This window comes from Shewanella sp. 10N.286.54.B9, assembly GCF_041468565.1.
Taxonomy (GTDB): Bacteria; Pseudomonadota; Gammaproteobacteria; order Enterobacterales; family Shewanellaceae; genus Shewanella.
Genome location: NZ_JBFRIY010000015.1, coordinates 180,905 through 206,214, shown reverse-complemented (window position 1 = coordinate 206,214; position 25,310 = coordinate 180,905). Strand labels below are relative to the sequence as shown.

25 protein-coding genes are annotated in these 25,310 nt (G+C 44.7%); 17 read left to right on the top strand and 8 right to left on the bottom strand.

The genetic code is table 11. From position 1 onward, the window contains the following. Nucleotides 1-29 precede the first annotated feature (29 nt). The 11 genes from AB4135_RS05560 to AB4135_RS05510 all read left to right on the top strand — a co-directional run bounded on the left by AB4135_RS05560 (nt 30) and on the right by AB4135_RS05510 (nt 9,227). A complete protein-coding gene (locus tag AB4135_RS05560; protein ID WP_371991025.1) occupies nt 30-986 on the top strand; it encodes a MerR family transcriptional regulator in 957 nt (318 codons plus the stop codon). Continuing rightward, nucleotides 977-2,455, top strand: a complete 1,479-nt coding sequence (phrB, locus tag AB4135_RS05555) for a deoxyribodipyrimidine photo-lyase (protein ID WP_371991023.1) — start codon at nt 977-979, stop codon at nt 2,453-2,455. The genes AB4135_RS05560 and phrB overlap by 10 nt, the downstream gene beginning before the upstream one ends. After that, complete coding sequence (locus tag AB4135_RS05550; RefSeq protein WP_371991021.1) at nt 2,452-2,985, top strand: nuclear transport factor 2 family protein; 534 nt, start codon at nt 2,452-2,454, stop codon at nt 2,983-2,985. Before phrB ends, AB4135_RS05550 begins: the two co-directional genes overlap by 4 nt. Next, nucleotides 2,982-3,836, top strand: coding sequence for an SDR family NAD(P)-dependent oxidoreductase (locus AB4135_RS05545; protein WP_371991019.1), 855 nt, complete (start codon nt 2,982-2,984; stop codon nt 3,834-3,836). Before AB4135_RS05550 ends, AB4135_RS05545 begins: the two co-directional genes overlap by 4 nt. Then, a complete protein-coding gene (locus AB4135_RS05540; RefSeq protein WP_371991017.1) occupies nt 3,836-5,110 on the top strand; it encodes an NAD(P)/FAD-dependent oxidoreductase in 1,275 nt (424 codons plus the stop codon). The genes AB4135_RS05545 and AB4135_RS05540 overlap by 1 nt, the downstream gene beginning before the upstream one ends. Continuing rightward, entirely contained in the window at nt 5,107-5,874 is a 768-nt protein-coding gene (locus tag AB4135_RS05535) for a DUF1365 domain-containing protein (protein WP_371991015.1), read from the top strand. The genes AB4135_RS05540 and AB4135_RS05535 overlap by 4 nt, the downstream gene beginning before the upstream one ends. A 2-nt stretch (nt 5,875-5,876) precedes the next feature. Further along, nucleotides 5,877-7,118, top strand: a complete 1,242-nt coding sequence (locus AB4135_RS05530; RefSeq protein ID WP_371991013.1) for a class I SAM-dependent methyltransferase — start codon at nt 5,877-5,879, stop codon at nt 7,116-7,118. Nucleotides 7,119-7,164: 46 nt separating this feature from the next. Next, on the top strand, nt 7,165-7,632 hold the full coding sequence (locus AB4135_RS05525; RefSeq protein ID WP_371991011.1) for a DUF2878 domain-containing protein: 468 nt from the start codon (nt 7,165-7,167) through the stop codon (nt 7,630-7,632). Between the two features lie 40 nt (nt 7,633-7,672). After that, nucleotides 7,673-8,305: a chalcone isomerase family protein gene (locus AB4135_RS05520; RefSeq protein ID WP_371991009.1), complete on the top strand. Its 633-nt coding sequence runs from the start codon at nt 7,673-7,675 to the stop codon at nt 8,303-8,305. Continuing rightward, nucleotides 8,293-8,895 (top strand): DUF3833 domain-containing protein, encoded by a 603-nt coding sequence (locus AB4135_RS05515; RefSeq protein ID WP_371991007.1) that lies wholly within the window; start codon nt 8,293-8,295, stop codon nt 8,893-8,895. Before AB4135_RS05520 ends, AB4135_RS05515 begins: the two co-directional genes overlap by 13 nt. A gap of 128 nt (nt 8,896-9,023) precedes the next feature. After that, nucleotides 9,024-9,227 carry a hypothetical protein gene (locus AB4135_RS05510; protein WP_371991005.1) on the top strand — a complete coding sequence of 68 codons (204 nt, stop codon included), beginning with the start codon at nt 9,024-9,026 and terminating at the stop codon, nt 9,225-9,227. Between the two features lie 45 nt (nt 9,228-9,272). Here AB4135_RS05510 and AB4135_RS05505 read toward each other — a convergent pair whose 3' ends face one another. Beyond that, nucleotides 9,273-9,617 carry a DUF3634 family protein gene (locus AB4135_RS05505; RefSeq protein ID WP_371991003.1) on the bottom strand — a complete coding sequence of 115 codons (345 nt, stop codon included), beginning with the start codon at nt 9,615-9,617 and terminating at the stop codon, nt 9,273-9,275. A 218-nt stretch (nt 9,618-9,835) separates the two neighbouring features. On the opposite strand from AB4135_RS05505, the gene AB4135_RS05500 reads away from it, so the two are divergent. Beyond that, nucleotides 9,836-10,018 carry a hypothetical protein gene (locus AB4135_RS05500; RefSeq protein WP_371991001.1) on the top strand — a complete coding sequence of 61 codons (183 nt, stop codon included), beginning with the start codon at nt 9,836-9,838 and terminating at the stop codon, nt 10,016-10,018. A gap of 397 nt (nt 10,019-10,415) precedes the next feature. On the opposite strand, the gene AB4135_RS05495 is transcribed toward AB4135_RS05500, so the two are convergent. From AB4135_RS05495 to AB4135_RS05480, 4 genes are all read right to left on the bottom strand, one after another. Further along, entirely contained in the window at nt 10,416-11,138 is a 723-nt protein-coding gene (locus AB4135_RS05495; protein ID WP_371990999.1) for a TorF family putative porin, read from the bottom strand. Between the two features lie 114 nt (nt 11,139-11,252). Next, the gene (locus tag AB4135_RS05490) at nt 11,253-11,624 is read right to left on the bottom strand and encodes a cupin domain-containing protein (protein ID WP_371990997.1); all 372 of its coding nucleotides are present in this window, start codon (nt 11,622-11,624) and stop codon (nt 11,253-11,255) included. 87 nt (nt 11,625-11,711) lie between these two features. Then, complete coding sequence (locus AB4135_RS05485; RefSeq protein WP_371990995.1) at nt 11,712-13,205, bottom strand: CoA-acylating methylmalonate-semialdehyde dehydrogenase; 1,494 nt, start codon at nt 13,203-13,205, stop codon at nt 11,712-11,714. Nucleotides 13,206-13,319: 114 nt separating this feature from the next. Beyond that, on the bottom strand, nt 13,320-14,660 hold the full coding sequence (locus tag AB4135_RS05480) for an aspartate aminotransferase family protein (protein ID WP_371990993.1): 1,341 nt from the start codon (nt 14,658-14,660) through the stop codon (nt 13,320-13,322). A 283-nt stretch (nt 14,661-14,943) separates the two neighbouring features. Here AB4135_RS05480 and AB4135_RS05475 point away from each other — a divergent pair, with 283 nt between their 5' ends. The 3 genes from AB4135_RS05475 (at nt 14,944) to AB4135_RS05465 (ending at nt 18,160) form a co-directional block, all read left to right on the top strand. Next, on the top strand, nt 14,944-16,443 hold the full coding sequence (locus AB4135_RS05475; RefSeq protein ID WP_371990991.1) for an aldehyde dehydrogenase: 1,500 nt from the start codon (nt 14,944-14,946) through the stop codon (nt 16,441-16,443). 74 nt (nt 16,444-16,517) lie between these two features. Continuing rightward, nucleotides 16,518-16,961, top strand: a complete 444-nt coding sequence (locus AB4135_RS05470; protein WP_371990989.1) for a GNAT family N-acetyltransferase — start codon at nt 16,518-16,520, stop codon at nt 16,959-16,961. A gap of 509 nt (nt 16,962-17,470) precedes the next feature. After that, nucleotides 17,471-18,160, top strand: a complete 690-nt coding sequence (locus tag AB4135_RS05465; RefSeq protein WP_371990987.1) for a hypothetical protein — start codon at nt 17,471-17,473, stop codon at nt 18,158-18,160. A gap of 417 nt (nt 18,161-18,577) precedes the next feature. Here the strand turns inward: AB4135_RS05465 and AB4135_RS05460 are convergent, their stop codons facing one another. Next, the gene (locus AB4135_RS05460) at nt 18,578-20,611 is read right to left on the bottom strand and encodes an alkyl/aryl-sulfatase (RefSeq protein WP_371990985.1); all 2,034 of its coding nucleotides are present in this window, start codon (nt 20,609-20,611) and stop codon (nt 18,578-18,580) included. Nucleotides 20,612-20,713: 102 nt separating this feature from the next. Continuing rightward, a complete protein-coding gene (locus AB4135_RS05455) occupies nt 20,714-21,727 on the bottom strand; it encodes a helix-turn-helix domain-containing protein (protein ID WP_371990983.1) in 1,014 nt (337 codons plus the stop codon). 150 nt (nt 21,728-21,877) lie between these two features. On the opposite strand from AB4135_RS05455, the gene AB4135_RS05450 reads away from it, so the two are divergent. Continuing rightward, nucleotides 21,878-22,381: an N-acetyltransferase family protein gene (locus AB4135_RS05450; RefSeq protein ID WP_371990981.1), complete on the top strand. Its 504-nt coding sequence runs from the start codon at nt 21,878-21,880 to the stop codon at nt 22,379-22,381. A 112-nt stretch (nt 22,382-22,493) separates the two neighbouring features. Beyond that, entirely contained in the window at nt 22,494-24,422 is a 1,929-nt protein-coding gene (locus AB4135_RS05445; protein WP_371990979.1) for an alpha/beta hydrolase family protein, read from the top strand. A gap of 246 nt (nt 24,423-24,668) precedes the next feature. Here the strand turns inward: AB4135_RS05445 and AB4135_RS05440 are convergent, their stop codons facing one another. Further along, entirely contained in the window at nt 24,669-25,253 is a 585-nt protein-coding gene (locus tag AB4135_RS05440; RefSeq protein ID WP_371990977.1) for a TetR/AcrR family transcriptional regulator, read from the bottom strand. Between the last annotated feature and the right edge of the window lie 57 nt (nt 25,254-25,310).

Below are 25,310 nucleotides of genomic sequence, written 5' to 3'. Positions count from 1 at the left end.
TAAAGATACATTAGTGGCTGGAGGGGAGCATGACTCAGCTTAAAGCAGAAACAACAGCTGAAGCCTGGTTTAGTATCGGTGAAGCTGCAGAGCAAACCGGCGTAAACCCTGTGACGTTAAGAGCTTGGCAGCGACGCTTCGGTATTGTAATCCCCAAGCGCACAGCCAAAGGCCACAGGCTATATAGTCAAGCACACATAGAGCAAATTGTAGAGGTTCTAGGTTGGCTCGATAGGGGCGTTGCGATCAGTAAAGTGAAGCCGCTACTCAAAGATTCAGCTTCTGGAGCCCAGCAGAGTTCTACAAGTGCGGCTGCAGTGATTGCTGATGAGCAAATTAGTTTCTGGCAGATGAATATTGGCTACTTGAATCAATGCTGTATCAGCCTTGATGGCAGTGGCTTACATCGCAAGCTTAGTGAGCTGACAGCCATCTACCCATTTAATGTACTCAAAACGTGTCTGTATTTACCTTGGCTAGCTGATTTTAGCAAAAGTTCAGCACTAAGCTGTGAGGATAAAGTTGTTCAAACGTGGTTGGCAAAAGAGTTAGCGAATGCTTTCTCTGCCAGGCGATTAGCGTTATTGCAGGATAATTACCCTGCAATATTGCTGGTTAGCCTCTGCGATGTGGATGAGTGGCAAGCAATACTGCTGTCAGCAGAGCTCAGTGCAAATAATATCAAACACCAACAGCTCAGCATTCATCAGGTTGGGCAACTCTCGGAGCTGGTTGAACGGGTCGATTGTCAGCAAGTGCTGCTCATTGCCCCACCAAACTTTAACTCGGCAGATACACAAGCACTTCAGTTGTTAGCAACAAACTTACTGGATAGGAAGCAACAAGTTGAACTGCACTTATGGGGAGTCAATGCCCAAAGTCATAACAGTATTTTTGGGCTAAGCAATATCTCTTTACAGCAGTTATCAAGCAATACATTAGCTGCAGGTGCTGCAGTTAAAATGAATAATGAGAGATGCAAATGACAGTTAAAGCTGAAAATACCCTTGTATGGTTTCGTAATGACTTACGTGTGCAAGACAATCAAAACTTAGTTGCTGCCTGCGAGCATGCACTGCGTGAAGGTCACTCTGTCAGAGCCCTATTTATTGCGACTCCAATGCAATGGCAGCAGCATGACGTTGCCCCTATTCAGCTAGATTTTATTGAAAGACAGCTAAACCAACTTGCGATGTCACTGGCGGAACTTGGGATCCCGCTAGATGTTTATCAGCTAGATAGCTTCCAGCAGATCCCTGATTACCTGGCGCAATACACTGCTCAATGGCAAGTCGATTATGTATTTGCCAGCTGTGAGCCTGAATATAATGAGCAGCAAAGAGATCTGGCCGTTGCCGATAAAGTCGAGTTGGTGCTCTGTCAGCAGCACTGTTTGCTAGCGCCGTTAACCGTGCTCAACTTGTCGGCAGAGATGTACAAAGTATTTACCCCGTTTGCTAAGAAGTGGCGAGAGATAGCGCGGCGGAATGCTATCAACACTGTTGCAGTGCCTAAGCCCATAGGCCCGCCATTACTCATCACTGACAAAATCACCCTCCATTGCGACAAGGAATCCAGTGATGCTTGGGCGGTTGGCGAAGAGGTCGCACTCACGCAACTGCGCCAATTTGCATTGACTAAAATGGCAGACTATCAAGCTAATCGTGACTTTCCCGCTATTGATGGTACCAGTCAAATATCAGCTTATTTAGCCATCGGTGTTATTAGCGCAAGGCAGTGTATTGTGGCGTTGCTTAGTCATTATCCTGATGCTTTGATTAATGATCAAAGTCCTGGCCGCTGCTGGCTAAACGAGATTATTTGGCGGGAATTTTATCGACATCTGCTGGTGGCATTTCCTCGATTATCAAAAGGGCAAAACTTTAACCCCTTAGCTAACAACATCGCATGGAGAAACAACGAGCTAGAGTTTAAAGCATGGTGTAACGGTAACACTGGCTATCCATTGGTAGATGCCGCTATGCGTCAATTAAACCAAACTGGCTGGATGCATAATCGTTTGCGGATGGTGGTTGCCAGCTTTCTGACCAAGCACTTATTAATAGACTGGCGTTGGGGAGAGCGTTACTTCAGGCAGAAGCTTATTGACGGCGATCTGGCGGCCAATAATGGTGGTTGGCAATGGTCTGCTGGAACTGGTTGTGATGCACAGCCCTATTTCAGAGTGTTTAATCCAATATCTCAGTGCGAAAAGTTTGATCCAACTGGTGGGTTCCTCCGTAACTACTTACCAGAGCTTGAAGAGGTAGATTTGAAATTAATTCATAAACTTAAAATACCTGTTCAAGCAGAACTTTTTTCAGATAAAAGCTATATTTACCCTATTGTCGAGCATAAATTTGCCCGCGAAAGAGCATTGAAAGAGCTAGCGGCAATGAAGCGCGGAGTTAGCCAAGTGGAAGTGGTAGATCTAGACAAGGAGATTTTCGGATGACAGCAAGTGCAGATTCACTAAACCACGACACTCTGAATGTTTTGCCAAACAAAACTACAGATCCAGCTGTTCAAGTCGATGAGCGGTTGTTAAGTACTGATACTTTGCCGCATGAGATTATAGCGCGCTTTGTTTCTGTGTATCAAAAATTAAACAAGGACAATCTCGAGCTGCTCAATGAGATCTACTCAGATGACATCCGCTTTAGTGATCCACTACATAAAATCGCCGGCCTCAATGCATTAACGGATTATTTTAAAACACTTTATCAAAATGTTGAGTCGATAGACTTCGTTATCCACCAAGTGATCCGCGATGAAAGCACCGCAGCATTGAAATGGACCATGAACCTTGTTCATCCTAAGTTAAACGCCGGCAACGCCATTAGTGTCGAGGGGGTTAGTTTACTGACATTTGATGGCAAGATTAACCGGCACCAAGACTATTTTGACTTAGGCGCCATGGTCTATGAGCAGTTACCGCTTGTTGGCGGCTTGATTGGTTTTATTAAGTCTAAGGTTGCCAAATGAGTCCTTCAGCCTCCGCCTCGCAGCAACAAAAAACAGTACTGATCACCGGTGCTAGCTCTGGTATTGGTTTACAGCTTGCCAGTGACTACCTGCAGCAAGGCTGGAAAGTATTGGCTTGTGGCCGTAATCAACAAGGGCTGGATAAGTTAGTTGGTGCACAGAAGCTAGTGTTTGATATTAATGATGTTGATGCGATACAAGCTGAGGCTGAGCGTCTTCAAAATGGTGACTTTGCCAAACTGGACTTGGTGATCCTCAATGCGGGTACTTGTGAATATATAGACGATGCATTGCACTTTGATGCTGCACTGTTTGAACGCGTGATCCGCACTAACGTTATCTCAATGGGACACTGTATCAGTGCCTTTTTACCGTTAATGTCTCGTGGCAGCCAGCTCGCTTTAATGGGCTCCAGTGCTGTTTACTTACCGTTCCCGAGAGCTGAAGCCTATGGTGCATCAAAAGCGGCGGTGCAGTATCTAGCTAATAGCCTAGCGCTTGACTTAAAGCCACATGGAATTGGTGTCAGTGTTATCTGTCCTGGTTTTGTGAAAACACCATTAACAGATAAAAACGACTTTGCGATGCCGATGCAACAAACGCCGCAGCAAGCATCTATTGCCATTCGAAGTGGCTTAGCAAAAGGTCAGCAAGAGATACACTTTCCACGTCGTTTCACTCTACTTTTAAAATTTATCTCACTATTACCACTAGGGATTTGGCAAAAATTAGTGCAACCCAAGCATAATGAATCATCAGCAATTGATTCAAATAACAAACAATCTAACGCTAAAGAGATGGGCCAAAGTCGCCACTCAAATATCCCCGAAAACAAAAGGAAGGTGCGCTAATGGAAACGATTGATAGTAGTAATCGTAAAAGAATTGCCATTGTAGGTTCAGGGATCTCAGGCCTTACTTGCGGACATATATTATCGCAAAAACATGATGTGAGCGTGTTTGAAGCTAATGATTATATCGGTGGCCACACCGCCACTATCGATGTAGAAAAAGACGGTAAACAGTATGCAATTGACAGTGGTTTTATCGTCTTTAATGACCGAACCTACCCAAGGTTTGAGCAGCTTCTAGCCCGCTTAAACGTAAAAGCACTGGCGACAGAGATGAGCTTTAGTGTGCATAACTCTCTGACCCAGCTTGAATATAATGGCAATACGCTAACAAGCTTGTTTGCGCAAAAGCGCAATATTTTTCGCCCACGTTTCTGGCTCTTTATTAGAGAAATTTTACGTTTTAACAAGCTATGTAAACAAGCATTTGTCGACGATAGATACGATTACCAAACACTCGGCGACCTGCTTGAGAAAGAACGCTTTAGTGAGTTCTTTAGCTTGCACTATATTCTGCCTATGGGCGCTGCTATTTGGTCGTCAAGCATCGATGACATGAAGGCATTTTCATTACGTTTCTTCATTCAGTTCTTCCAGAATCACGGCTTGCTGAACATTACCGACAGACCACAGTGGTACGTATTAGAAGGGGGTTCTCGTAGCTATATACCTGATCTTATCGCCCCCTTCGAATCTGCAATTCACCTTAATAGCCCGGTGAACGCAATCGTGCGCAGTGACGATGGCGTCAAGCTGCAGGTCAATGGCCAATGGTTAGAATTTGACGAGGTGGTACTGGCCTGTCATAGCGACCAAGCACTCGCTATGCTGAGTGATGCCACTGAAGATGAAACTAACGTATTAAGTCAGCTCGCTTACCAAAGTAATGAAGTGGTTCTGCACTGCGATGAGTCTTTATTACCGAAGCGCAAGGCTGCTTGGGCCAGTTGGAATTATCGCTTAGATGGCGATACTCGCAAACAAGCGTCGGTCACTTACAACATGAACATCTTGCAGCGTTTGCCTATCGATGCGCCAACTTTCTGTGTCACGCTTAACCAGTCTGAACTTATCGATAACAGTAAAGTGTTGCGAGTATTTAACTATTCCCATCCCGTATTCAATGAGCAAACGATGCAGGCTCAATCGCAACGAGCATTAATCTCGGGTGTTAATCATACTCACTTTGCAGGTGCTTATTGGTACAACGGTTTCCATGAGGATGGCGTACACAGTGCCTTTGATGTGTGTGATGCGTTTGGGCTGCAGCTATGAATACGCAACTAAACAGTGGTGTTTATAAAGGTGATGTTAAGCATCGCCGCTATAGCCCGCGCAGGCATGACTTTGACTACCAAATGGCAATGCTGGTGCTAGATCTAGATGAAGTTAACTTAATCGAACAGATGAGCTGGCTCTTCTCTGCAACGGGCTTTGCCCCTTTACGCTTTAATCCAAATGATTACTTGAGAGCGACCAATCGAGATTCAGTCGGTTTAGCTAAAGTGAATGATTTAAAGGTAAAAGTGCTTGAGAAAATCGCAGTGCTTGGTGCAAAAATAACCTGTAATCGAGTGGTATTTGTTGGCCAGGTACGTCACTTCGGGATCTACTTTAGCCCGATAAACTGCTTCTTTTGTTACCAAGGTGATGAGCCTAAATATATGTTGGCGGAAGTCAGTAATACCCCTTGGAATCAACGTCACTATTACTTGGTTGATTTAGCGAACCCACAACCGAGTGATAAGGCCTTTCATGTATCGCCCTTTATGGACTTAGACATGAAATATATTTGGCGCATTCAACCGCCCACCTCATCAGTAAAAGTGGGCATTGAAAACCGCAGTAGTCAAAAGTTATTTGATGCCAATTTGTGCTTGTTTAGGCGAGAGATGTCTCATCAGAGTTTACGGAAAATGTTACTTCAGTTTCCATTGATGACACTGCGAATTGTACAAGGGATCTATTGGCAAGCACTGAAAATTTTTATCAAACGAGTGCCTTTTATTGGGCACCCCGGTAAGTCAGCGGAGAGATAATAATGGAAAATATAGCAACTAAGAAAAGTCTGGCGAGCGCGGGTTTACCAGATAATTTAGCCAAAAAGCTGCTTCTAAGTGTATTGCCTGCGCTAGCTGATGGGCACTTGAGTCTGATTGATGGAGACAGCAGTTATGAGTTCGGTAATAAAGACTCTGATCTGCATGCCACCTTAGTGGTGACTCATCCACGATTTTACCGACAGATATTACTGTCGGGATCTATTGGTGCAGGAGAGGCCTTCATTCAGCACCACTGGAGTAGCCCAGATTTAACCAAGGTGGTGCAGATTTTCGCTAGAAACTTAGCGCTACTCGATAAGCTCGAGCAGAAACTATCTTGGTTAACCACGCCATTTAGTCGACTAGGGCATCTGTTTAACCGTAACACGCAGGCGGGCTCAAAGAAGAATATTCTAGCGCATTACGACTTGGGTAATGACATGTACCAAGCGTTTTTAGATAAAGAGATGCTCTACTCTAGCGCGTTATATCCGCACGCGGATGCCTCGCTTGATGAGGCGCAGCAACACAAGCTCGAAACTATCTGCCAGCGATTGGATTTAAAAGCGGGGCAAACTCTGCTCGAGGTCGGCACGGGCTGGGGGGCATTAGCTATTTACGCAGCAAAACACTATGGCGTAAAAGTAACCACCACTACGATTTCAGATGCTCAGTTTGAGTATGCTAAAAATCGGGTTGAACAAGAGGGGCTAGCCGACAAGGTCACCTTACTCAAAGATGATTACCGCATATTAACCGGTGAATACGACAGAGTGGTGTCCATCGAGATGATTGAAGCTGTCGGGCATGAGTTTTTGCCGGGGTTCTTTAAAAAACTTGAATCACTATTAAAACCCAATGGCCGGCTACTTATTCAGGCTATTACCATTGCCGATCAACGTTATAATAGTTACCGCAAAAGTGTCGATTTTATTCAGCGCTATATTTTCCCTGGTGGCTGCTTGCCCTCAGTAACCCGCATGACAAATGAGTTAACCAAGCATACTGATTTCGTCACTTGGTCTGTTGATGACATGGGGCTGGATTACGCCAAGACCCTTAAAGATTGGCAAAATAATTTCGATGCTGCACTGCCAAAAATCAAAGCGCTTGGCTATGGTGATGACTTTATCAGAATGTGGAAGTTCTACCTTAGTTACTGTGAAGGCGGTTTCCTTGAGCGCACGACCAGTACGGTGCACCTAGTTGCCGTAAGACCGCAATATCGAACTGAGTTGTAGCTTCAAGATGATATTGGCTCAAAGAGGAAAACTCAGCACCACCCAGTTGAATCTGATTAATATACTGATGTTTCAAGCTGTGTGGTGGTTATCCATCTTGTACCAGAACAGTGTATTAGTAATAAGCTTAGGCTTATTGTTGCTGCACTTTGCATTATCTAGCAATAGACAAGCAGATCTGCTTTGTATGCTAAAAGTGGTCGCTTGTGGTTTGGTTATCGACTCCACTCTAACGCTTATGAATGTATTTGAGTTTCAAACTACACCCTATTGGTTGGCACTCATTTGGTGCCACTTTGCGCTCAGTTTACGTTATAGCTTAGCCTTTGCCCAACAGCTGCCTTTTTATCTCAATGCAATACTCGGTGGTGTATTTGGTTGTCTCAGTTATCTTGCTGGAGCGCGCTTTGGCGCGGTGGTGCTGCCACAAGAGTATTTAAACAGTGTAATGATCCTATTTAGCGTCTGGTTCGTAATATTTCCTATATTTGTTAATGTCAGTCGGCGGCGCTAAAGCGCAAACCTGACTGTTCTACCCTTACAGGAAGGTTACCATGGGATCCTCTCTCCTTTATCGAGCTGTAATATGTATTGCGGCCGCAATTAGCACACATTCTATGGCACAGCAGGGTTTTGATAACCCGCAGCTTCGAACCGTTGGGCCTACAGAGCTGCAGGCCCTGTCAGCTAGCTCACAATTTGTTGCTGGTAATAATACACAAGTGAATGTAGCCGCTGATATTAGCGCTCTAAAGGAAGTGGGAAGAGGTGAGATGGAGTGGTGGTGGTTTACCCTCTACCGCGCCCGTCTGCTAACCGTAGACGGTGAGTACCATCAAGGTAGATATCCAATGGTATTAGAGATTGAGTATTACCAAGAGATCCCTAGTGAACGCTTGCTTGAAGCGACAGTGGATCAGTGGCAACACTTGCAGTTGGATAAAAAACGTCAGCTTCAGTGGCAAGCATCACTTAGCGAGCTATGGCCCGATGTTAACGAAGGAGACACCTTGAGCCTGCAGGTGTTGAGTCCTAAGAGTAGCCAATTTTATTTTAATGGCAAACCGCTAGAAGAGCCGATGCCAGAGGGTTTTAGTGAAGACTTTCTCGCGATTTGGTTATCGACTCAAACCAGCCGACCCGAGTTACGTAAGCAGCTATTAGGGGAGATCGCATGCGACTGTTAAGCACCATCAATCAATTTAAACCAAAGGAGCTGATCTCAAGTCGCCTTGGTGCATTGCTAAAAGTATTCGCTATTTTGACGAGCGCTTTACTACTGAACGCCTGTAGCAGCCGTGATATAGAAGATTACCAAGACAGCACACCCGCGCTAGATTTGAAACAGTTCTTCAATGGACCGTTAACGGCTCATGGGATTGTGCAAGACTATAGCGGTAATGTGGTGCGACGCTTTACCGTTGAGATGATCGCTAAATGGGATGGTGATAATGGCGAGATAAAAGAGTGGTTCGTCTATGATGATGGTGAGAAACAGATCCGCATTTGGAACATCACCAGCCTCGGTGATGGTAATTATACCGGCACAGCCAACGACATTATTGGTGAAGCCACAGGCCGTGCAGTAGGTATGGCGTTGCAGTGGGAGTACGAGATGATACTGCCAGTCGATGGCAGTGAATACCAAGTTCGCTTTGATGATTGGATGTTTTTAGTGGATGAAAATACCATTATAAATCGCACCGATATTATTAAGTTTGGCATCACTATGGCAGAGGTGACCTTGGTGATCGCTAAACAAAGCGATACAAGATAACGCAATGACTGGCCGACCTTAGGCAAATCAATCCCCAATCACCAGACACATTTTCTGGCAATACATAGCTAACTTTGTTTAGAAAATTCATTTATGCTGCTAACACTCGTCTACTTAAAAGGATTTTTATGAAATATTTAGCAGCGTTATCTTTGTTTATACTGTTGTCAGCATGTGGCTCTAATGCCAGTTACTCGGTTTCTGCTAGTTCAGATGATGATGTGATGGGCTCACGACAAGCGCCGATGATGAGTGACAATACCCCGATCATTAATGACGATCTGGTGAAGGAAGCTGACAAGAAAGAGCAGGAAGGTAAAGCAAAAGAATAGAGCGCCACAGAGTGAACGCTCTAGCTTATAGCTTATAGCTGATAATTAAGAGCTTTTACGGCTGTTATCGACCTGCTTTTTATCGTAATACTCAAACGGGAACATGTTTCTAATTCTTTGAGTAATATCATCGCCGACATTGGCTGATACATGCAATCTGACGCCGTTGAGTTTTTCAGCTCTAATGGTGCAGGTCAGCTTGTTGGTTTTGGCGATAGCGCGGCACTCTTTTTCAAACTTCTCGGGGATCTTACCTTTGTGGGAGTTTAATCTGCCTTCTTTAAAGTGCATTTCAAAAACGGTTAAACCCTTCTTACCGCTGAAAATCAGCTTGTAGACAATGAAGATACCGATAGCAATAAAAGCGATTTTGAGTAGCGTTGGTGTCATAACTAATCCTTTTACTTAGATCCATGAGCTTTAAAGCTAAGATACCTTCGCTAGGTATTTTTTTAAAGCCACTAGCGCACAGTTTGCCAATATTTGTAATTTTTAATCAATAGGATATATTAATCCTAATTGCATTATGCAATTCAGATAGTTAATACAGTGTGTATTAGCGGCCAAGGAATGATGGCTGGCTATTCTTTTCGGTAAAGGATGACAATATGAGCGTTTCTAACGCAAAAAGGTGGGCAGAGCTGTGTCAGCAGCAGGCCGAGTTAATTGATAATCTAACTCGTGCTTTCCCCGAACGCAGTGATGAACATGCAAATTTGAGTGAGCATTGGCGTGAGGTTGGTCGGAAGATCACTGAGGGTGAAGTTATTTTAATGCCAAAACTTAGATGAGCTATTTATTTGAATCTTAACCTCGCAATAAAAAACCGCCTGCTGGCGGTTTTTTATTGGGGGAAGCAAGGTAAAGCAGTATTATACCAATCGGTATAAGTAGTGGGTCTACTCAGAGTGTTTTTTGGCGAACTAGTTCAAGGCGGATAATTGTCATAATGGTTGTTTCCTTTTGCCTTTATCCAACACCGAAGTAGGAAGCAAAAAACACTCCTTACAGGCGAGTTTTAGCGGCTCTGATGCTGCGTTAGTGAGCTTGAACGTAGAACAACTATGTACTTCACTCACTGCAAACCACATGGATGTGGTGAATGTCATTAATGCAGGAGCATTTAATGACCTTGCCTCAAAACCGCTAAACTCTCGCTGAGCGCCCCAACCTTTATACTGATTGGTATTAGAAAGCGTAGCTTGCTGACGCTAATACTGTGCCATCGTTTCTCCAAGGCTCAGAAGAGTCGATGATATTGTCTGAACTTAGGTTGGTGTCTAACCAAGCCAGTGATAGTGCTACACCGCCAAGCTCAGTCGAGACACCAATAGAGTAATCGGCGTAGTCTTCACCCCAATCATAGTCTGCACCATCGCCATAGCTGTAACCAACGTGTGCATCGATACTCCAGTTTTCAAAAATTTCATAGGAGTAGTTAAGCTCGGTATAGTTTAGTGAAACATCAGCATTAGCATAATCATTGGTGTACCACTGCGCAAGATGGAAATCGCCATAGTATAAGCCTACAGAGGCTTCTAAGTACTTAGAGCTTTCATCTTGTCCTGGGTAGGTGTAGTAGGTCAAAGTAACGTCATATTCCCACTCTTCATCGGCACCGAATGCTCCAGCATATCCGGCATAAATATCAACTTCTACATCAGCATCGTAGCTAGCATCATCAACATTACTTGCCCACACACCAAGGAAAATACCATTTTCCATGCTGTAATCAACACTGCCCTGAACGGCGAAATCACCCGCAGTCTGAGATACACCGCGGAAACGATAATCATTGGTGACCCCAATTTCACCAGAGAACTCAGCTTGAGCAAGTGGTGCAATTAGCGCTGTTGATAAGGTTAGACCGACAACTTGGGCAATCCGTTTTTTATTTAATTTTTTATACACGGTAGTATCTCCATTTTACTATGTTGACTTAGACGCTCCATTATTATGTTTTAAGCATCTTATGGTTTTGCCAAACAGCAGCGTTTGCTACGACCTCATGGCTAAAAAATGATTTCAGCGCCTAGTAGGCTCGAAAATCACATACACTTTGCGGCAGTCTTCAAGTACCTCCCAGGTACCATTAAATCCCGCAGGGATCACAAATCTATCACCCGCTTTTACTGTGGTTTGATTACCAATGCTGTCGGTGATCACGCTCGCCCCGGATATAATTTCGCAGTATTCATGTTCGCTGTAAGATACCTTCCAGCGGCCAATATCACCTTGCCAAACCCCGGCATGAAATTGGTCACAATCACTTGAGTAATGATTTTGCAGCTGTTGTTCTGGGTCGCCCTGAAGCCGTTTTTCTGCAGCTAGTTTGTAACGTTCAACGGCGGTATTGATAGCCGAAAAATCAATAATTGAATCAATGCCTATGCTCATCGGATGCTCTATTCCTTTTACTTGCATGAGTGATGTTGTTGCATGATAAAAACGACAAATGCGCAGCGTTAACTGCGCATTAAGCGGTTATTTCATGGTTGGCATAACAAACTCAGCTTTGGCTTGCTTACTTGGCTGCGGCCAGCGAGCGGTAATTGCTTTACGTTTGGTGTAAAAACGCACCCCATCTGGACCATGCATATGCAGAGGACCAAACAGTGAACGCTTCCAACCGCCAAAGCTATGGAAGGCCATCGGAACAGGGATTGGTACGTTCACCCCAACCATGCCGACTTGCACGTGATGACAGAAATGACGCGCCGCTTCACCACTTTGGGTAAAGATTGCGGTGCCATTACCAAACTCATGGTCGTTGATGAGTTGCAACGCTTCGGCGTAATCTTTTACTCGCACAATGGCGAGCACTGGCCCGAAGATCTCCTCTTTATAGACCGTCATCTCAGGGGTGACATGGTCAAACAAACAGCCACCTAAGAAATAACCTTGCTCATGGTCAGCGACTGTTAGCTCTCTGCCATCGACCAGTAATTTGGCGCCTTCGTTGAGACCCGTTTCCACATAATTGGTCACTTTCTCTAAGTGTTGCGCCGAGATAAGAGGGCCCATATCCATCTCTGGTGTTACGCCGTTGCCAACCTTTAATGACTTGATTTGCGGCAATAGCTTTTCAACTAGGGCATCGCCAGAGTTGCCTACTGCTAACACGACTGATATTGCCATGCAGCGTTCGCCAGCACTGCCGTAAGCCGCGCCCATAAGGGCTCCAACGGCTTGGTCTAAGTCGGCATCAGGCATTAACACCATATGGTTTTTAGCACCGCCCAAAGCCTGAACACGTTTGCCGTGTGCTGAGGCGGTAGCATAAATGTATTCTGCAATAGGGGTTGAGCCAACAAAGCTAACTGCATGCACATCTTTGTGAGTTAGCAGTGTATCAACTGCCTCTTTGTCGCCATTTACGACGTTAAATACTCCGTCAGGTAAGCCTGCCTCTGTTAGCAGTTCTGCCATGCGCATCACCGAGCTTGGGTCTTTCTCTGATGGCTTCATAATAAAGCTGTTGCCGCAGGCTATTGCGATTGGGAACATCCACATTGGCACCATTACTGGGAAGTTAAACGGTGCAATACCCGCTACCACACCCAAAGATTGGTTTAAGGTCCAGGCATCGACGCCGCCGCCAACTTGCTCTGTATGCTCACCTTTCAATAGGTGCGGAATACCACAGGCAAATTCAACCACCTCTAGACCGCGAATGATTTCACCCTTCGCATCATCTAGCACCTTACCGTGCTCACGAGTGATCAGCTCTGCCATCTCATCTATATTGGCTTCGACCAACGCTTTGAATTTGAATAGCACTCGTGAACGGTTAAGTGGAGTGACTTTAGACCAAGACTCATGGGCCTTTTTAGCTATCTCGACTGCACCAGCAACATCGGCTGCGCTAGCGAGAGATACCGTGCCGCGCTGCTCGCCTGTTGCTGGTTCAAAAATCGCTTGTGTACGTTGGCTAGGCGCAGTGTGGCCGCCATTAATGTAATGGTTAATCGTAGGCATAACGCAAAATCCTAATTGTAATTCCCTGTAGGGAGCCAATGGTGTTAATAGTTTTTGATGGATTGGCCTGCTGCCGTTACGTTAACTTAGGTAATCAAGCAGCAGGTTCTGGGATTAACCGACAGCGCTAATCGCATCCGATAAGGTGTTGATGATGGTATCTATCTGTTGCTTATCGATAATTAATGGCGGTGATATGGCTATAATGTCGCCGGTAGCGCGCACTAAGGTGCCATTAGCAAAGCAGTGTTCAAAGATGCCAAAGCCGCGTTTTCCGATGCCTTTATCGCTAGGGGCAAGCTGAATACCACCGACTAAACCTGTGTTACGGATATCGATGACATTGGGTAAGCCTTTTAAGCTATGAACCGCATCTTCAAAATAGCCTTCAAGTTCACGGCTGCGTTCAAATAGTTTTTCATTTTCATAAATATTTAAGGTGGCGATAGCGGCCGCCGCAGCTACTGGGTGACCTGAATAGGTGTAGCCATGAAACAGCTCGATGGCGTTTTCTGGCCCTTGCATGCAAGTGTCGTAGATAGCGTCGTCAATCAACACCGCGCCCATAGGAATCGCACCATTGTTGAGTGCTTTAGCGGTGGTGATCATATCAGGAGTGACTCCCCAGCGCTGACTAGCAAAAGCATCGCCAACACGACCAAAGCCAGTGATCACCTCATCAAAAATTAACAAGATGCCGTACTTTTTAGTGATCTCACGTAATTTTTGCAAATAGCCTTCAGGTGGCAAGATAACGCCTGCAGAGCCAGACATAGGTTCGACAATCACTGCAGCGATATTTTCGGCCCCGTGCAGCGCAACTAGCTGCTCAAGCACCTCTGCTTTTTCAGCACCGGTTTTTGGCATGCCACGACAAAAGGCATTTTCTTGCATATCAAGCGTATGGGGTAGATGGTCAACACCTTGTAGTAGCTGCTGATTAAAGGTCTTGCGGTTGTTACCAATACCACCGACTGAAATACCACCAAAGCCCACGCCGTGATAACCAAGCTCACGGCCAATAAAGCGAGTACGAGTGGCTTCACCATTGGCGCGATGATAAGTCAGGGCAATTTTAAGCGCGCTATCAACAGACTCAGAGCCTGAGTTGGTAAAGAAAGCTTTATTAAGTCCAGCAGGGCTTATTTGCGCTAATCGCTCAGCCAGTTCAAAAGCAAGCGGGTGGCCCATTTGGAAAGAGGGGGCATAGTCCATCTCATGGATCTGTTTGCTAACGGCTTCAGAGATCTCTTTGCGTCCATGACCAGCATTGCAGCACCAAAGTCCTGCAGTACCATCTAATATGGGGCGACCAGCAGTGTCTTTGTAATACATGCCCTTGGCATGAGCCAACATTCTGGGGTTAGACTTAAATTGCCTATTGGCCGTAAACGGCATCCAGTAATTTGATAAAGACGGTGTTTCGCTGTGGTGGTGCGTCTGTGAATCTGCCATATCATCTACCTTGATTCAGTTTAATTATTGTTGTTTTTTTAGTAAGTGTTGCTTTTTTAATCGAGCGGTTGATATTTGCTATGCTATGTCAGAAATAATGAACATGAAAGCTTTTTGTGCATTTATTTATAGCAAAAATGAACTTTTTGTAAAATATATTGAAATTTAGGGGCGGTTAAGCGTAATCTTGCTCTACACCTTATTGGGTTCTATTGCTGTTTATAGACAAAAAGAGCCCATTTAAAGCGATTCTAATAATTACATACAGCATTTAGAGGTCATCATGAGCACACCCGAAAACCGCAGCCAGTGGCAAGCACTCGCAGATTCAATCGCTATTAATGGTTCAGCGTTTATCGCTGGCGAATATGTTGAGTCACAATCGAAAGCGACCTTTGACTGCATCAGTCCGATAGATGGCAAAGTGTTGGCTAAAGTGGCGAGCTGCGATGAGGCCGATGCTAATATTGCGGTTAACAATGCTAGAGCAACATTTGAAAGTGGTGTGTGGGCAAATCTGCCTCCAGTTAAACGTAAACAAGTGATGATCCGTTTTGCCGATCTGCTCGAAGAGCATGTTGATGAGTTAGCACTGCTTGAAACCCTGGATATGGGTAAGCCAATTCAATACTCCCGCGCGGTCGATGTTGCTGGCGCGGCGCGCTCAATTCGTTGGTCAGGCGAAGCGATAGACAAAATTTATGATGAGATAGCCCCTACAGCACACAATGAGATCGGCATGATCACCCGTGAGCCTGTCGGTGTGGTGGCTGCAATTGTGCCATGGAACTTCCCGCTATTAATGGCATGCTGGAAACTCGGGCCAGCTCTAGCAACCGGAAATAGCGTAGTATTAAAGCCATCCGAGAAGTCACCATTAACTGCGATTCGTATGGCGCAGCTTGCCATTGAGGCGGGGATCCCTAAAGGCGTGCTAAACGTACTGCCGGGTTTTGGGCATACCGTTGGTAAAGCCTTAGCGCTGCATATGGATGTCGATACGTTAGTGTTTACCGGTTCGACCAAGATAGCCAAGCAGTTAATGGTTTATGCCGGTGAGTCAAACATGAAACGTGTTTGGTTAGAGGCGGGCGGTAAGAGTCCGAATATCGTATTTAACGATGCGCCAGATCTTAAAAAAGCGGCGCAAGCTGCGGCCTGTGCAATCGCATTCAACCAAGGCGAAGTGTGCACCGCGGGCTCACGTCTATTAGTTGAAGCCGGCGTTAAGGATGAGCTTATCGGCCTCATTGCCCAAGAGTTACAAGCTTGGCAGCCAGGTCATCCACTTAACCCAAATACCACATCGGGCGCCGTGGTTGATAAACAGCAGCTCGATAATGTGCTTGGCTATATCCAATCAGGTAAGGATGAAGGCGCGAGCTTAGATTTCGGTGGCCGCCAAGTGATGCAAGACAGTGGCGGTGTCTATATTGAGCCAACGATTTTCTCTGGGGTTGATAATAAGATGACCATAGCCAAAGAGGAAATATTCGGCCCGGTATTATCAGTCATCACCTTTGATGGTATGCAGCAAGCGATTGAGATAGCTAATGACAGTATCTATGGTTTAGCCGCAGGCGTGTGGACCGCTGATATTAGCAAAGCCCACAAAACCGCCAAAGCATTGCGCAGCGGCATGGTATGGATAAATCATTATGACGGTGGTGATATGACCGCACCATTCGGTGGTTACAAGCAATCGGGTAATGGTCGCGATAAATCGCTACATGCATTTGATAAGTACACCGAGATAAAAGCCACTTGGATAGCACTGGATTAATTTTCGTCAAAGGCTAGCCACTATACCAATAGCCAGTCCTGTAGAGGGCTGGCTTTGTTATTTTAAGGATTACAATGAGTGATATCAGTTTTAGACTCTACCGCGCCGACGATAGAGAGGCTTGTTTAGCATTATTTGATGAAAATTGCCCTGCGTTTTTTGCGGCCAATGAGCGCGCCGATTACGCTGAGTTTTTAGATACGCAGCCAAGTGAATATCAGGTTTGCCTTAAAGCTGATGTCATTATTGGCGCTTTTGGTTTGATGGGTTCAGCAGCAGATTGGCGCGATCTCAACTGGATTTTAATTTCGCCACATTCACAAGGGCTGGGATTAGGCACTCAATTTATTCGCCGAGTGGTGCAGCAGGCAAAGCCGGCTGGATTAACCGGGATCACAATTGCTACCAGCCATCTTGCAGAGCCCTTTTTTGCCAAACATGGCGCTAGCAAAATTTGCAAAATTGAGCATGGTTGGGGAAAGGGCATGCATCGAGTGGATATGGAGTTGAAGTTGTAAGATTTTCTTAAAGTTAAGCTATAGTCATTAGAACGTGTCTAGATAGCTAGTGCTCACCACGCTACGCCTATAAATCCACTATTTAGTCTCAATTCAAGCGCTTTACCTATTTTCCTCTAGCAATCGATATTGAAAGAACATCTAGAGGTTTAGAGTAGGATATGTGCGTTGATATTGAGAGGGAAGCTGGCTTATGCTATTGATTTATAGTGGCTAGCTATAGATATTACTTTAAGCCCGCATACCTTTGTTCAAACACCGAGTTAATCAGCCGCGCTTTTAAACCTATAAATCCCAGTAAACTCCCCAGTTCCTTCGAACCGTCTGGTCATTCTTTGTTGTAAGCCATTCAAGTACACGTTTGGTAAGTAGCAATCGTTGATATCAGTTTTTAAACTGGGTATGTTATTGATTAATAATGGCTGGCTAAGGATTTTGCTCTTGAATGGGACACAGCATCAATTTAATCCAAGGGTCAATTATCAATCAGGCTGGGAAAGAGAGTTTAAATGAAAAAACTTATGAAACTTGGTATTATTTTCTTTAGCATGATATCAAATCAATTACTTGCAGATGAATATGTAGAGTGCCCAATTCAAGGTTTAGTGCCAAATAATGGCGCCTATTATTCTATATTCGAAATAGATGGTATACCGCATGCTTTAAAGGCTAACAGAAACTTTATTAATCAGCTTCCGGTCAACTATATGTCAAGGTTTTTATTTAGTGTTGCTCAGTATGAGGGAGGCTACTTTTGGGCTGGATATGGTGATGATATTGGTCTTTATTTCCATAACGAACAACAAGGAAAGGATACACTGATAAAGAAAGGTGACTTTGTTAGTGTATTCAAAAGCTTAGATGGTGATGTGTTTGCCATTAAGAATATCGTTAACAGTGAAGACACAAGAGTCGAATATTCTTTGTTATACCAGTATAGCAACTTAACTAAAGAGTGGAATGTTCTAAAAGAGTTTCCTGGTCGTGTTGCTAATGTCATTTCTCGTATGGCTATCTTGAATGGGGTTTCATCGAATGAAATGGCTGATGATGTACAATACATATCAGGACTAAATGGATGGGCTTATGAATTTAGTTCCGGTAAGAAAGAAAGCGGATATCTTAGCTGTGTAAACGTTAAAAAAGATAAACCGGCGGTTTATATGGACAGGCATGACAAATCAAACTTAGATAGCTAGTGATTTCCCCTCTTAATTAGCCCCATTTTTCTGAAACTATCTCCTGAATTATATCGATAGTAAATAGCTTTTCTGTCAGACATGCTAAGGTGGGTATAAGTCATCTTGGAGTCCTTTGCTGTGTTATGGTCGCACATAAACATTAGCAGAAGCTTCAGGATGACTGTCTCTTCAATGAGTTAGCTGTAATGGTGCACTTGCATGTTGAACGCGGCTATACTGCTAAGAAATACATAGACAGCCATAGTTAATGGGACTTGACGAGGAGCCCCCTATAATCACTGTTGCAGCCGTGCCGTTCGGCGTGCCTTTTTGTGCGAGGATAGAATAAATATGGACAGGCTTAGTGAATGATGACGCGGCTAGCTCATAGCCTCTAAACTATGGGCTAGCCGCTTAATATTGAACCTATAAACCTTAAGGCGTGACGATATTAAACACACCTTTTGGCTGATCTAACATGGAGAAAAAACTGACTAGATCTAGCTTACTGCCTTCAATGCTAAGCTCGTCAGAGAAGATGACATCGGAAGCGCCTGCGGCACCGATAATGATATCAACAAACAGTTCGTGACTGATGTTAAGCGTGGCATTGGCACTGGCTGATTTAGGTGCAAGCTTGTGGTGTAATACTGCATTGTTAAGTGTTAGCACATAGTTTTTATCTAAGTCAGTAAAATTAATATTAAGCTCAAACTCCTCACCAAACGCCTCAGGACCAATCACTCTTGATGCCATTGACTGCATAAAATTCTCGACTGGCGATCGCAGTAAGATCTGTTTCATTGACGCGAGATCGATTCCTTTCTTTGGTGCTCCGTGACGTAGCTCGAAAGCCGCGCTCAGGTATACGTCACGCCAAGGTGCTGACTCAGCTTGATACCCGAGTTGGTCGTAGCTCGAAGCCAACAACTCTTTAGCGCGGCTGTTGCTATCATCTGCCACTACAAGATGGTTGATGAGTTCTGCCGCCCAGCGATATTCGCCGCCTGCTATGGCGATTTCAGTCTGCTTGATAATATTGTCGGCGCCGCCCATTAACGCGACATACTTTTCCGCTGACTCGACTGCAGGTAGCGGATCTAGGTGAACGGGATTGGCGTCGTACCAACCTAAATAGGCTTGATAGACTGCTTTTGCATTATGCTTGGCTGTACCGTAATAGCCACGGCTTGAGAAAGTGTTTGCCAGTGCTGGAGGCATCTCTATGGCTTCAGCTATTTCGGCTGGCGTGAGTCCGGCATTTAACATGCGCACTGACTGGTCGTGAATATATTTATAGGTGTCTCGCTGGGTTGTTAAAAAGTGATTGATTGGCTCTTGCCCCCAAATTGGCCAGTGGTGACTGCCAAAATACACTTTGGTATCGCGCTGGGCATTGAGTGCTTTATCAATCGAGCGGCTCCATGTTAGCGCATCGCGCACCTTAGCCCCGCGCAAAGTATACAAGTTGTGCATGTTTTTAGAGACCAATTCAGCGCCGCAGTATGCCTGTTGCTCTGGTAGGTAAAAAGTAAACTCTGCTGGCGCTTCACTGCCGGAGACAATTTGAAACTCAAATGGCACGCCATCGATGAGCTGAGTTGAGTCATGCTCAATAACGGTAGTGGGGCTTAGAATTCCAAATTGACCAAAGGCAGGCTCTTTACCTAGCCCGGAACCAATATGCCCCCTTGTAGAGCGCGGCAGCTGTTTGCCATACATATACATGGCTCGGCGGCTCATGGCGGTACCAGCCATCACGTTCTCGCTGGTGGCTTCATGCATAAAGCCTGCTGGGGCGATAATGTCTATCCCATCTAGGGAGTTTTTATCTGGAGTATTCATTTCAAGTAAGCCGAGTGCGCCGCCAAAGTGATCCATGTGGCTATGGGTAAATAAAATCGCGCTAATTGGCCGCTCTCCAAGTTGCTGTTTGAGAAATTCAAATGCTGTTTTGGCCGTTTCTGCAGTGGTTAACGGATCAACCACAATCCAACCTGTCTTACCTGCAATCACTGTCATATTGGCTAAATCAAAGCCTCGCAGCTGGTAAACGCCCTCAGTGACTTCAAATAGGCCGTCGATGTTGTTGAGTGTTGCTTGGCGCCAAAGACTGGGGTTGACGCTGCTGGGCGCATCACCGGTTATGAAGTCGTAAGCGGTTCTATCCCAGATGGCTTTACCTTGCTTGTCAGTCACAACCAGCTTCGGCATTTTGGCAATAAAGCCGCGTTTGGCGTCTTCAAAATCCTGAGTGTCGCTAAAGGGAAGCTTTTCTAACAGCGCTTTATTTGCATCGATGGTGTGGCTACTTGCCGCGGTAAAGCCGGATTCATCGGGACTGTTACTCTCAACTGCAGTTGGACTTGGCTGACAACCTAACAGAAGGGTGGCGGCTAAACTGCCAAGCAGCGGTGTAAATAGCTTAGATAGAGCGGGAAAATGACATCGTTGAGATTGACTTGGCATAATGACTCACTGGCTAGCAAATTAACAATTAACCGTAAGTTATTACAAGTTGGTAACGAGTTGGTTATCATTTTTCGCCAACTTGAATGACCCAAAAGTGGGTTAGCTAGAAAACTTTAGCCGATAACTGGCAGGGCTGACGCCGTTCCACTGGCTAAAGGATCGGCTGAAATTACTGACACTGCTATAGCCTAAGGTGTCAGATAATGAGCTAACGGGCATTTGAGTATTGACGAGGTAGTGATGCGCGAGCTCTTGGCGTTTTAACTTCAACAAGGCCCTAAATCCAGTCCCTTCAAGCTTGAGATAACGGCTTAAACTGCGTTCACTGATATTGTACATTTGGGCAATTTTTAGCGCAGTTGGTTCGCCATTAACGAGTAGAGCATGGATCCCTTGGCTGGCTTTTTCCTGCCAGCTCAATGCTTGCATCTTATGTAAATACTGCCTGACAACTTGCTCATTGTGCTGCGCTAAATGGCGGTTTTTACTGATAACGGTCTGCTCAAGCATAGTGCGGTCCATCCACATACAGTTGCTATTTGCAGCCATAGTTACCGGGCAGTTAAACACATCTAACCAAGCTTGTTGTGACTTAGCTGTGGCTCTGAGCAGGTCAATTTTACGCACAAAGTCACTATGACCAATCATCTGTTTGCCATGCAGCATCAAGCTTGTGAAAAAGGCATCAATCGCGAGATCACTGATCTCAACGCCATTGAGTGGAATGATGGTAAACCCAAGTAACTGTGGGGTGCGTTGTAAGCTAATCACCGCTGAATTACTGACTAGAGCAGCGTAGTCGGGTAAGGTCTCAAAGGCTTGGGCAAGCGTATCGCTACTCAGCATCAAAGCGCCCAGCGAGCGAAAGTTTATCGGGTAAGCATATTGGCCAACTGTAAGCCCAAAAGCGGCAGAACCAGACGCTTGCTGCGCTGCTTGCCAAAGCAAAGTCATTTTATCTATCGCCACACGTGAATCGGGTTCGGCTTCTAGCTGAGACAAAGATAAACCGGCTCGTTTAAATATGGTTTCAGCGTCTATATTACTTGCACTAAGGGCCCGAGCAATCGCTAACGACCAAGCGGCAATCGTGCTGTATTTTGCGGTTGTCAAAGCGAGTTCCTTATATGCATGCTCGATGTTGTATCTTGGCTGATGTCGTCATTGTAGCGTTAAAATCTATAAAATTGATATGGTTATAATTCATCCTATTATGTAGTCTGGGCGATGACAATGGCATAAAAGTGGAAAGGTCTAGGTGTTATGGGGTCGATAGATGTAAGGCAATTAACGGAGCAAGATTGGCGCGAATATAGGCGGTTACGTCTGGCCTCTTTGCTAGATGCGCCGGACTCTTTTGGATCTACTTTCGAAAAAGAGCGGATGTTCAGTGAAGCTGCATGGCGCGCACGGCTCACGGCTACAAAAGTTGCGACACAGCTGCCATTAGTTGTCAGCTTAAACGGTGCGTCAGTTGGCTTGGCGTTTGGCGTGGTACATAGCAATTGCTACCGATGCGCCCATGTATATCAAATGTGGGTTGCAAACAGCGCACGCGGCCAAGGTGTTGGAAAGTTATTGCTGCAAGAAATCCTTGATTGGGCAGGGACAATGAATGTTGCTGAGGTTCGCTTGTTGGTGACAGTGGGGAACCCTGCTGCAATCGCGCTTTATCAAAAGCTAGGTTTCCAAGCTCGGCCAGAACTTGAACCACTAAGAGATGGTTCAAAGATCATGGTGCAGACCATGTTCTGCGAAGTAGATTGATAGCGTGGTTTGTAAGTGTAAATTTCTCATTATGGTGATTGTTGCGAAATTGTTATACTTGGTTGTTTTTTTACATACAACTAGTTATCACCGCATAATGGAATTTATACATATGGATAAGTGGATAAAAATACTGGCATTGGTGTTCACCTTGCCTTGCGCTGCTGCGACAAATACCATTCCTGTTGAAAGTTTTTCTAATCTCAGAATGATTGAATCTCCGCAGGTCTCTCCTAATGGCGAGTCAATCGTGGCTATTTATAATACTGAAAACGGTCCTTTAGTCGTTTTATCAGCGTTTGGTTCAGCGAAGATTACTGGGCTTGCTCAGCTCAAAAAAGCTAAAGATAGAGTCGACTTTGTTCGCTGGTCCGGCAGTGAATATGTGATTATCGGTACTAGCTACCCAGGCTATTTCAACGGAATGTATTATAGAGTATCTAGACTTTACGGCATTAATGTTAAGACTAAAAAGGTCCGAGAACTCATCAATAAGCGAATGAGTAAGCAATCTTTCCATGAAGTGCAATCTTACCAGTTAACGTCAACACTGAAGAATGAGCCGGAGCACGTGCTGATCAGCACATATGATAAGAGAGATAAAGCATACAGTGTATTTAAGGTCGATCTATCTGATGGTGGCTTCGATAAACAATTTGCTAATAAATATGAAGTTGGTGCTTGGTACCCTGATGCTAATGGCGTCATTCGTTTAGGTATCGGAGGAGAGAAAGCTAAGGGGATATTTCAAGATAAAGGCCACTTTATCAGCACTTGGTATCGTAAAACGGAAGATGAAGACTTTGCTTTATTGCATAAAAAGAAGATGGGTGAAGGTGCTACCTTTAGCGTTCAAGGTTTAACTGATGATGGCAGTCAGGCATATATTTTGAGTGATAGAGAAACTGGCCGTCAAAGTTTGTGGCTTTATGACATAGTCAGTGGACAATTTGCTTCAAAGCTGTTTGGTCATGAAAAGTTTGATCTTAGCGCTACCATCACTAACTCTAGTGGGAAAATTGTTGGAGTAACGTGGAATGATGATTTTCAAAGACGTCACTATTTTGATGAAAAAGACAGTCAGCATTTTGAAGATATAAAAGCAGCATTAAAAGGTTACGAAGTATTTATTAGTAGTGAAAGCAAAGATCAAAGCAAAGTATTGGTATTTGCGATTAAAGATAATTCACCAGGTAAGTATTTCTGGTTAGACCTCAAGTCGAATAAAGGGGGTCTATGGTTTTCTCAGTACCCTCATTTGGAGAAACAGCCACTTGCTAGCGTGCAGGCCATTGAATACCCTGCAAGTGATGGATTGATGATCCCCGCTTATCTCACTCTGCCTGTTGGGCTTCAAGAGGGTGAGAAACCTGCGTTAGTGGTGTTGCCACATGGTGGACCCCATGCGAGAGATATGCGTTACTTTGATCCATTAGTTCAGCTCATTGCAAGTCGAGGTTACGCGGTGCTACAGATGAACTTCAGAGGTTCTGAAGGCTTTGGCACTAAATTTGAGACTGATGGCTATTACCAGTGGGGCAAGCGGATGCAACAAGATGTGATGGATGGTGTTGCATGGCTCGATACGCAGAATATTGTTACAAAAGACGCGTGTATTGTCGGGGCTAGCTATGGCGGCTATGTAGCACTGACTGCTGCATTTCAATCTAGCGAACGTTTTAAGTGCGTAGTGAGTATTGCTGGGATTAGTGATTTGAAAGTGCTAGTTGAAGACGAAGAGCGTCAATCGAGCTATGTTGATAATATTGTAGAGTTTGGTGATGAAGACGCTGTTGAAGCATTGGATGAGGTGTCTGCAATTGCTAACATTAACAAAATTAAGGCGCCAATATTACTTATTCACGGCACTAGAGACACTCGAGTTGGCTATAGTCAGTCAAAAGATTTCTATAAAAAGGCTAAAGGTAAGCTTGATATTAACTACATTGAGTTTAAAGATGGAACCCATTTCTTGGATAATCCCGAGAATCGAAAAGTGGCTTACGACGAGCTAAGTAAATTTTTGCGTAAACACCTTTAAGCACTCTAAATAGAATATATTTATACTGGATTTGACGAAGCATGGTTTGAAAAATGTGTAGTCACTTTTGAGTGTTTAAGCTAATGAGCCTATCAAAGATTAAAAGCCTGAAGAGCGATCTACAGGCTTTTTCATTGTTGAATTACGCACATTCACCTAGTGGGCTAAGCATCATCGCTCAAGTCTTGCCCTAATGCATAGAACTCGCCAAAAAACTAAGCTCGAAAGATCAGCTACCTCTAGTCACTAGAACGGATAGTGGTCAAATATATCGTCTATCATTTCAGCTAGTGGCGCATCTCCATCACAGATTCTGCTGTATGTACGCAGGCCTGAGATCTGGATCTGAATATAACGAGCTAACTTCTTACTATCTTTACCTGTGCTAACGTCACCAAGAGCTTGTGCTTCTAATATTAGCTTTTCAAACTCATGTTCCATCGCTTTTAATGAGTTTTTTGCAACTTGTAAGAGCTCCTGCTGCTCATTGGTTAGTTCAGCAACGGTTTTAGCTAACATACACAAAGGGCTTGGCGCGCAAGCTTGCTGTTCAATGATCACTATTTTCATAAAGGCTTTTAGCGCCTCAATTGGCGAGCTAGTTTCTGTACGAGATTGCGCGAGTTTTGCTATGCCAGCTTGGGTATAACTGGCTAAAGCTTCCTTAAATAATCCCTCTTTACTACCGAAAGTCGCGTAGATACTGCCGGGGCGCATATCGATGACATCCTGCAAATTACGCATAGAAGTAGCATGAAAGCCTTTCTCCCAGTACAAATCTTTTGCTTTTTCAACAACCTGTTCTCGATTGAATTTTGCATTCTTTGCCATATAGCCATCACACCAATAAAAAGTTTGAACGATTGTTCAATTTTATCTTGAACGATC

Excerpts from the sequence above, each read along its gene's own strand:
- AB4135_RS05560 (WP_371991025.1), top strand. The coding sequence starts at position 30 with ATGACTCAGCTTAAAGCAGAAACAACAGCTGAAGCCTGGTTTAGTATC.
- phrB (WP_371991023.1), top strand. The coding sequence starts at position 977 with ATGCAAATGACAGTTAAAGCTGAAAATACCCTTGTATGGTTTCGTAAT.
- AB4135_RS05550 (WP_371991021.1), top strand. The coding sequence starts at position 2,452 with ATGACAGCAAGTGCAGATTCACTAAACCACGACACTCTGAATGTTTTG.
- AB4135_RS05545 (WP_371991019.1), top strand. The coding sequence starts at position 2,982 with ATGAGTCCTTCAGCCTCCGCCTCGCAGCAACAAAAAACAGTACTGATC.
- AB4135_RS05540 (WP_371991017.1), top strand. The coding sequence starts at position 3,836 with ATGGAAACGATTGATAGTAGTAATCGTAAAAGAATTGCCATTGTAGGT.
- AB4135_RS05535 (WP_371991015.1), top strand. The coding sequence starts at position 5,107 with ATGAATACGCAACTAAACAGTGGTGTTTATAAAGGTGATGTTAAGCAT.
- AB4135_RS05530 (WP_371991013.1), top strand. The coding sequence starts at position 5,877 with ATGGAAAATATAGCAACTAAGAAAAGTCTGGCGAGCGCGGGTTTACCA.
- AB4135_RS05520 (WP_371991009.1), top strand. The coding sequence starts at position 7,673 with ATGGGATCCTCTCTCCTTTATCGAGCTGTAATATGTATTGCGGCCGCA.
- AB4135_RS05515 (WP_371991007.1), top strand. The coding sequence starts at position 8,293 with ATGCGACTGTTAAGCACCATCAATCAATTTAAACCAAAGGAGCTGATC.
- AB4135_RS05510 (WP_371991005.1), top strand. The coding sequence starts at position 9,024 with ATGAAATATTTAGCAGCGTTATCTTTGTTTATACTGTTGTCAGCATGT.
- AB4135_RS05505 (WP_371991003.1), bottom strand. The coding sequence starts at position 9,617 with ATGACACCAACGCTACTCAAAATCGCTTTTATTGCTATCGGTATCTTC.
- AB4135_RS05500 (WP_371991001.1), top strand. The coding sequence starts at position 9,836 with ATGAGCGTTTCTAACGCAAAAAGGTGGGCAGAGCTGTGTCAGCAGCAG.
- AB4135_RS05490 (WP_371990997.1), bottom strand. The coding sequence starts at position 11,624 with ATGAGCATAGGCATTGATTCAATTATTGATTTTTCGGCTATCAATACC.
- AB4135_RS05485 (WP_371990995.1), bottom strand. The coding sequence starts at position 13,205 with ATGCCTACGATTAACCATTACATTAATGGCGGCCACACTGCGCCTAGC.
- AB4135_RS05480 (WP_371990993.1), bottom strand. The coding sequence starts at position 14,660 with ATGGCAGATTCACAGACGCACCACCACAGCGAAACACCGTCTTTATCA.
- AB4135_RS05475 (WP_371990991.1), top strand. The coding sequence starts at position 14,944 with ATGAGCACACCCGAAAACCGCAGCCAGTGGCAAGCACTCGCAGATTCA.
- AB4135_RS05470 (WP_371990989.1), top strand. The coding sequence starts at position 16,518 with ATGAGTGATATCAGTTTTAGACTCTACCGCGCCGACGATAGAGAGGCT.
- AB4135_RS05465 (WP_371990987.1), top strand. The coding sequence starts at position 17,471 with ATGAAAAAACTTATGAAACTTGGTATTATTTTCTTTAGCATGATATCA.
- AB4135_RS05460 (WP_371990985.1), bottom strand. The coding sequence starts at position 20,611 with ATGCCAAGTCAATCTCAACGATGTCATTTTCCCGCTCTATCTAAGCTA.
- AB4135_RS05450 (WP_371990981.1), top strand. The coding sequence starts at position 21,878 with ATGGGGTCGATAGATGTAAGGCAATTAACGGAGCAAGATTGGCGCGAA.
- AB4135_RS05445 (WP_371990979.1), top strand. The coding sequence starts at position 22,494 with ATGGATAAGTGGATAAAAATACTGGCATTGGTGTTCACCTTGCCTTGC.
- AB4135_RS05440 (WP_371990977.1), bottom strand. The coding sequence starts at position 25,253 with ATGGCAAAGAATGCAAAATTCAATCGAGAACAGGTTGTTGAAAAAGCA.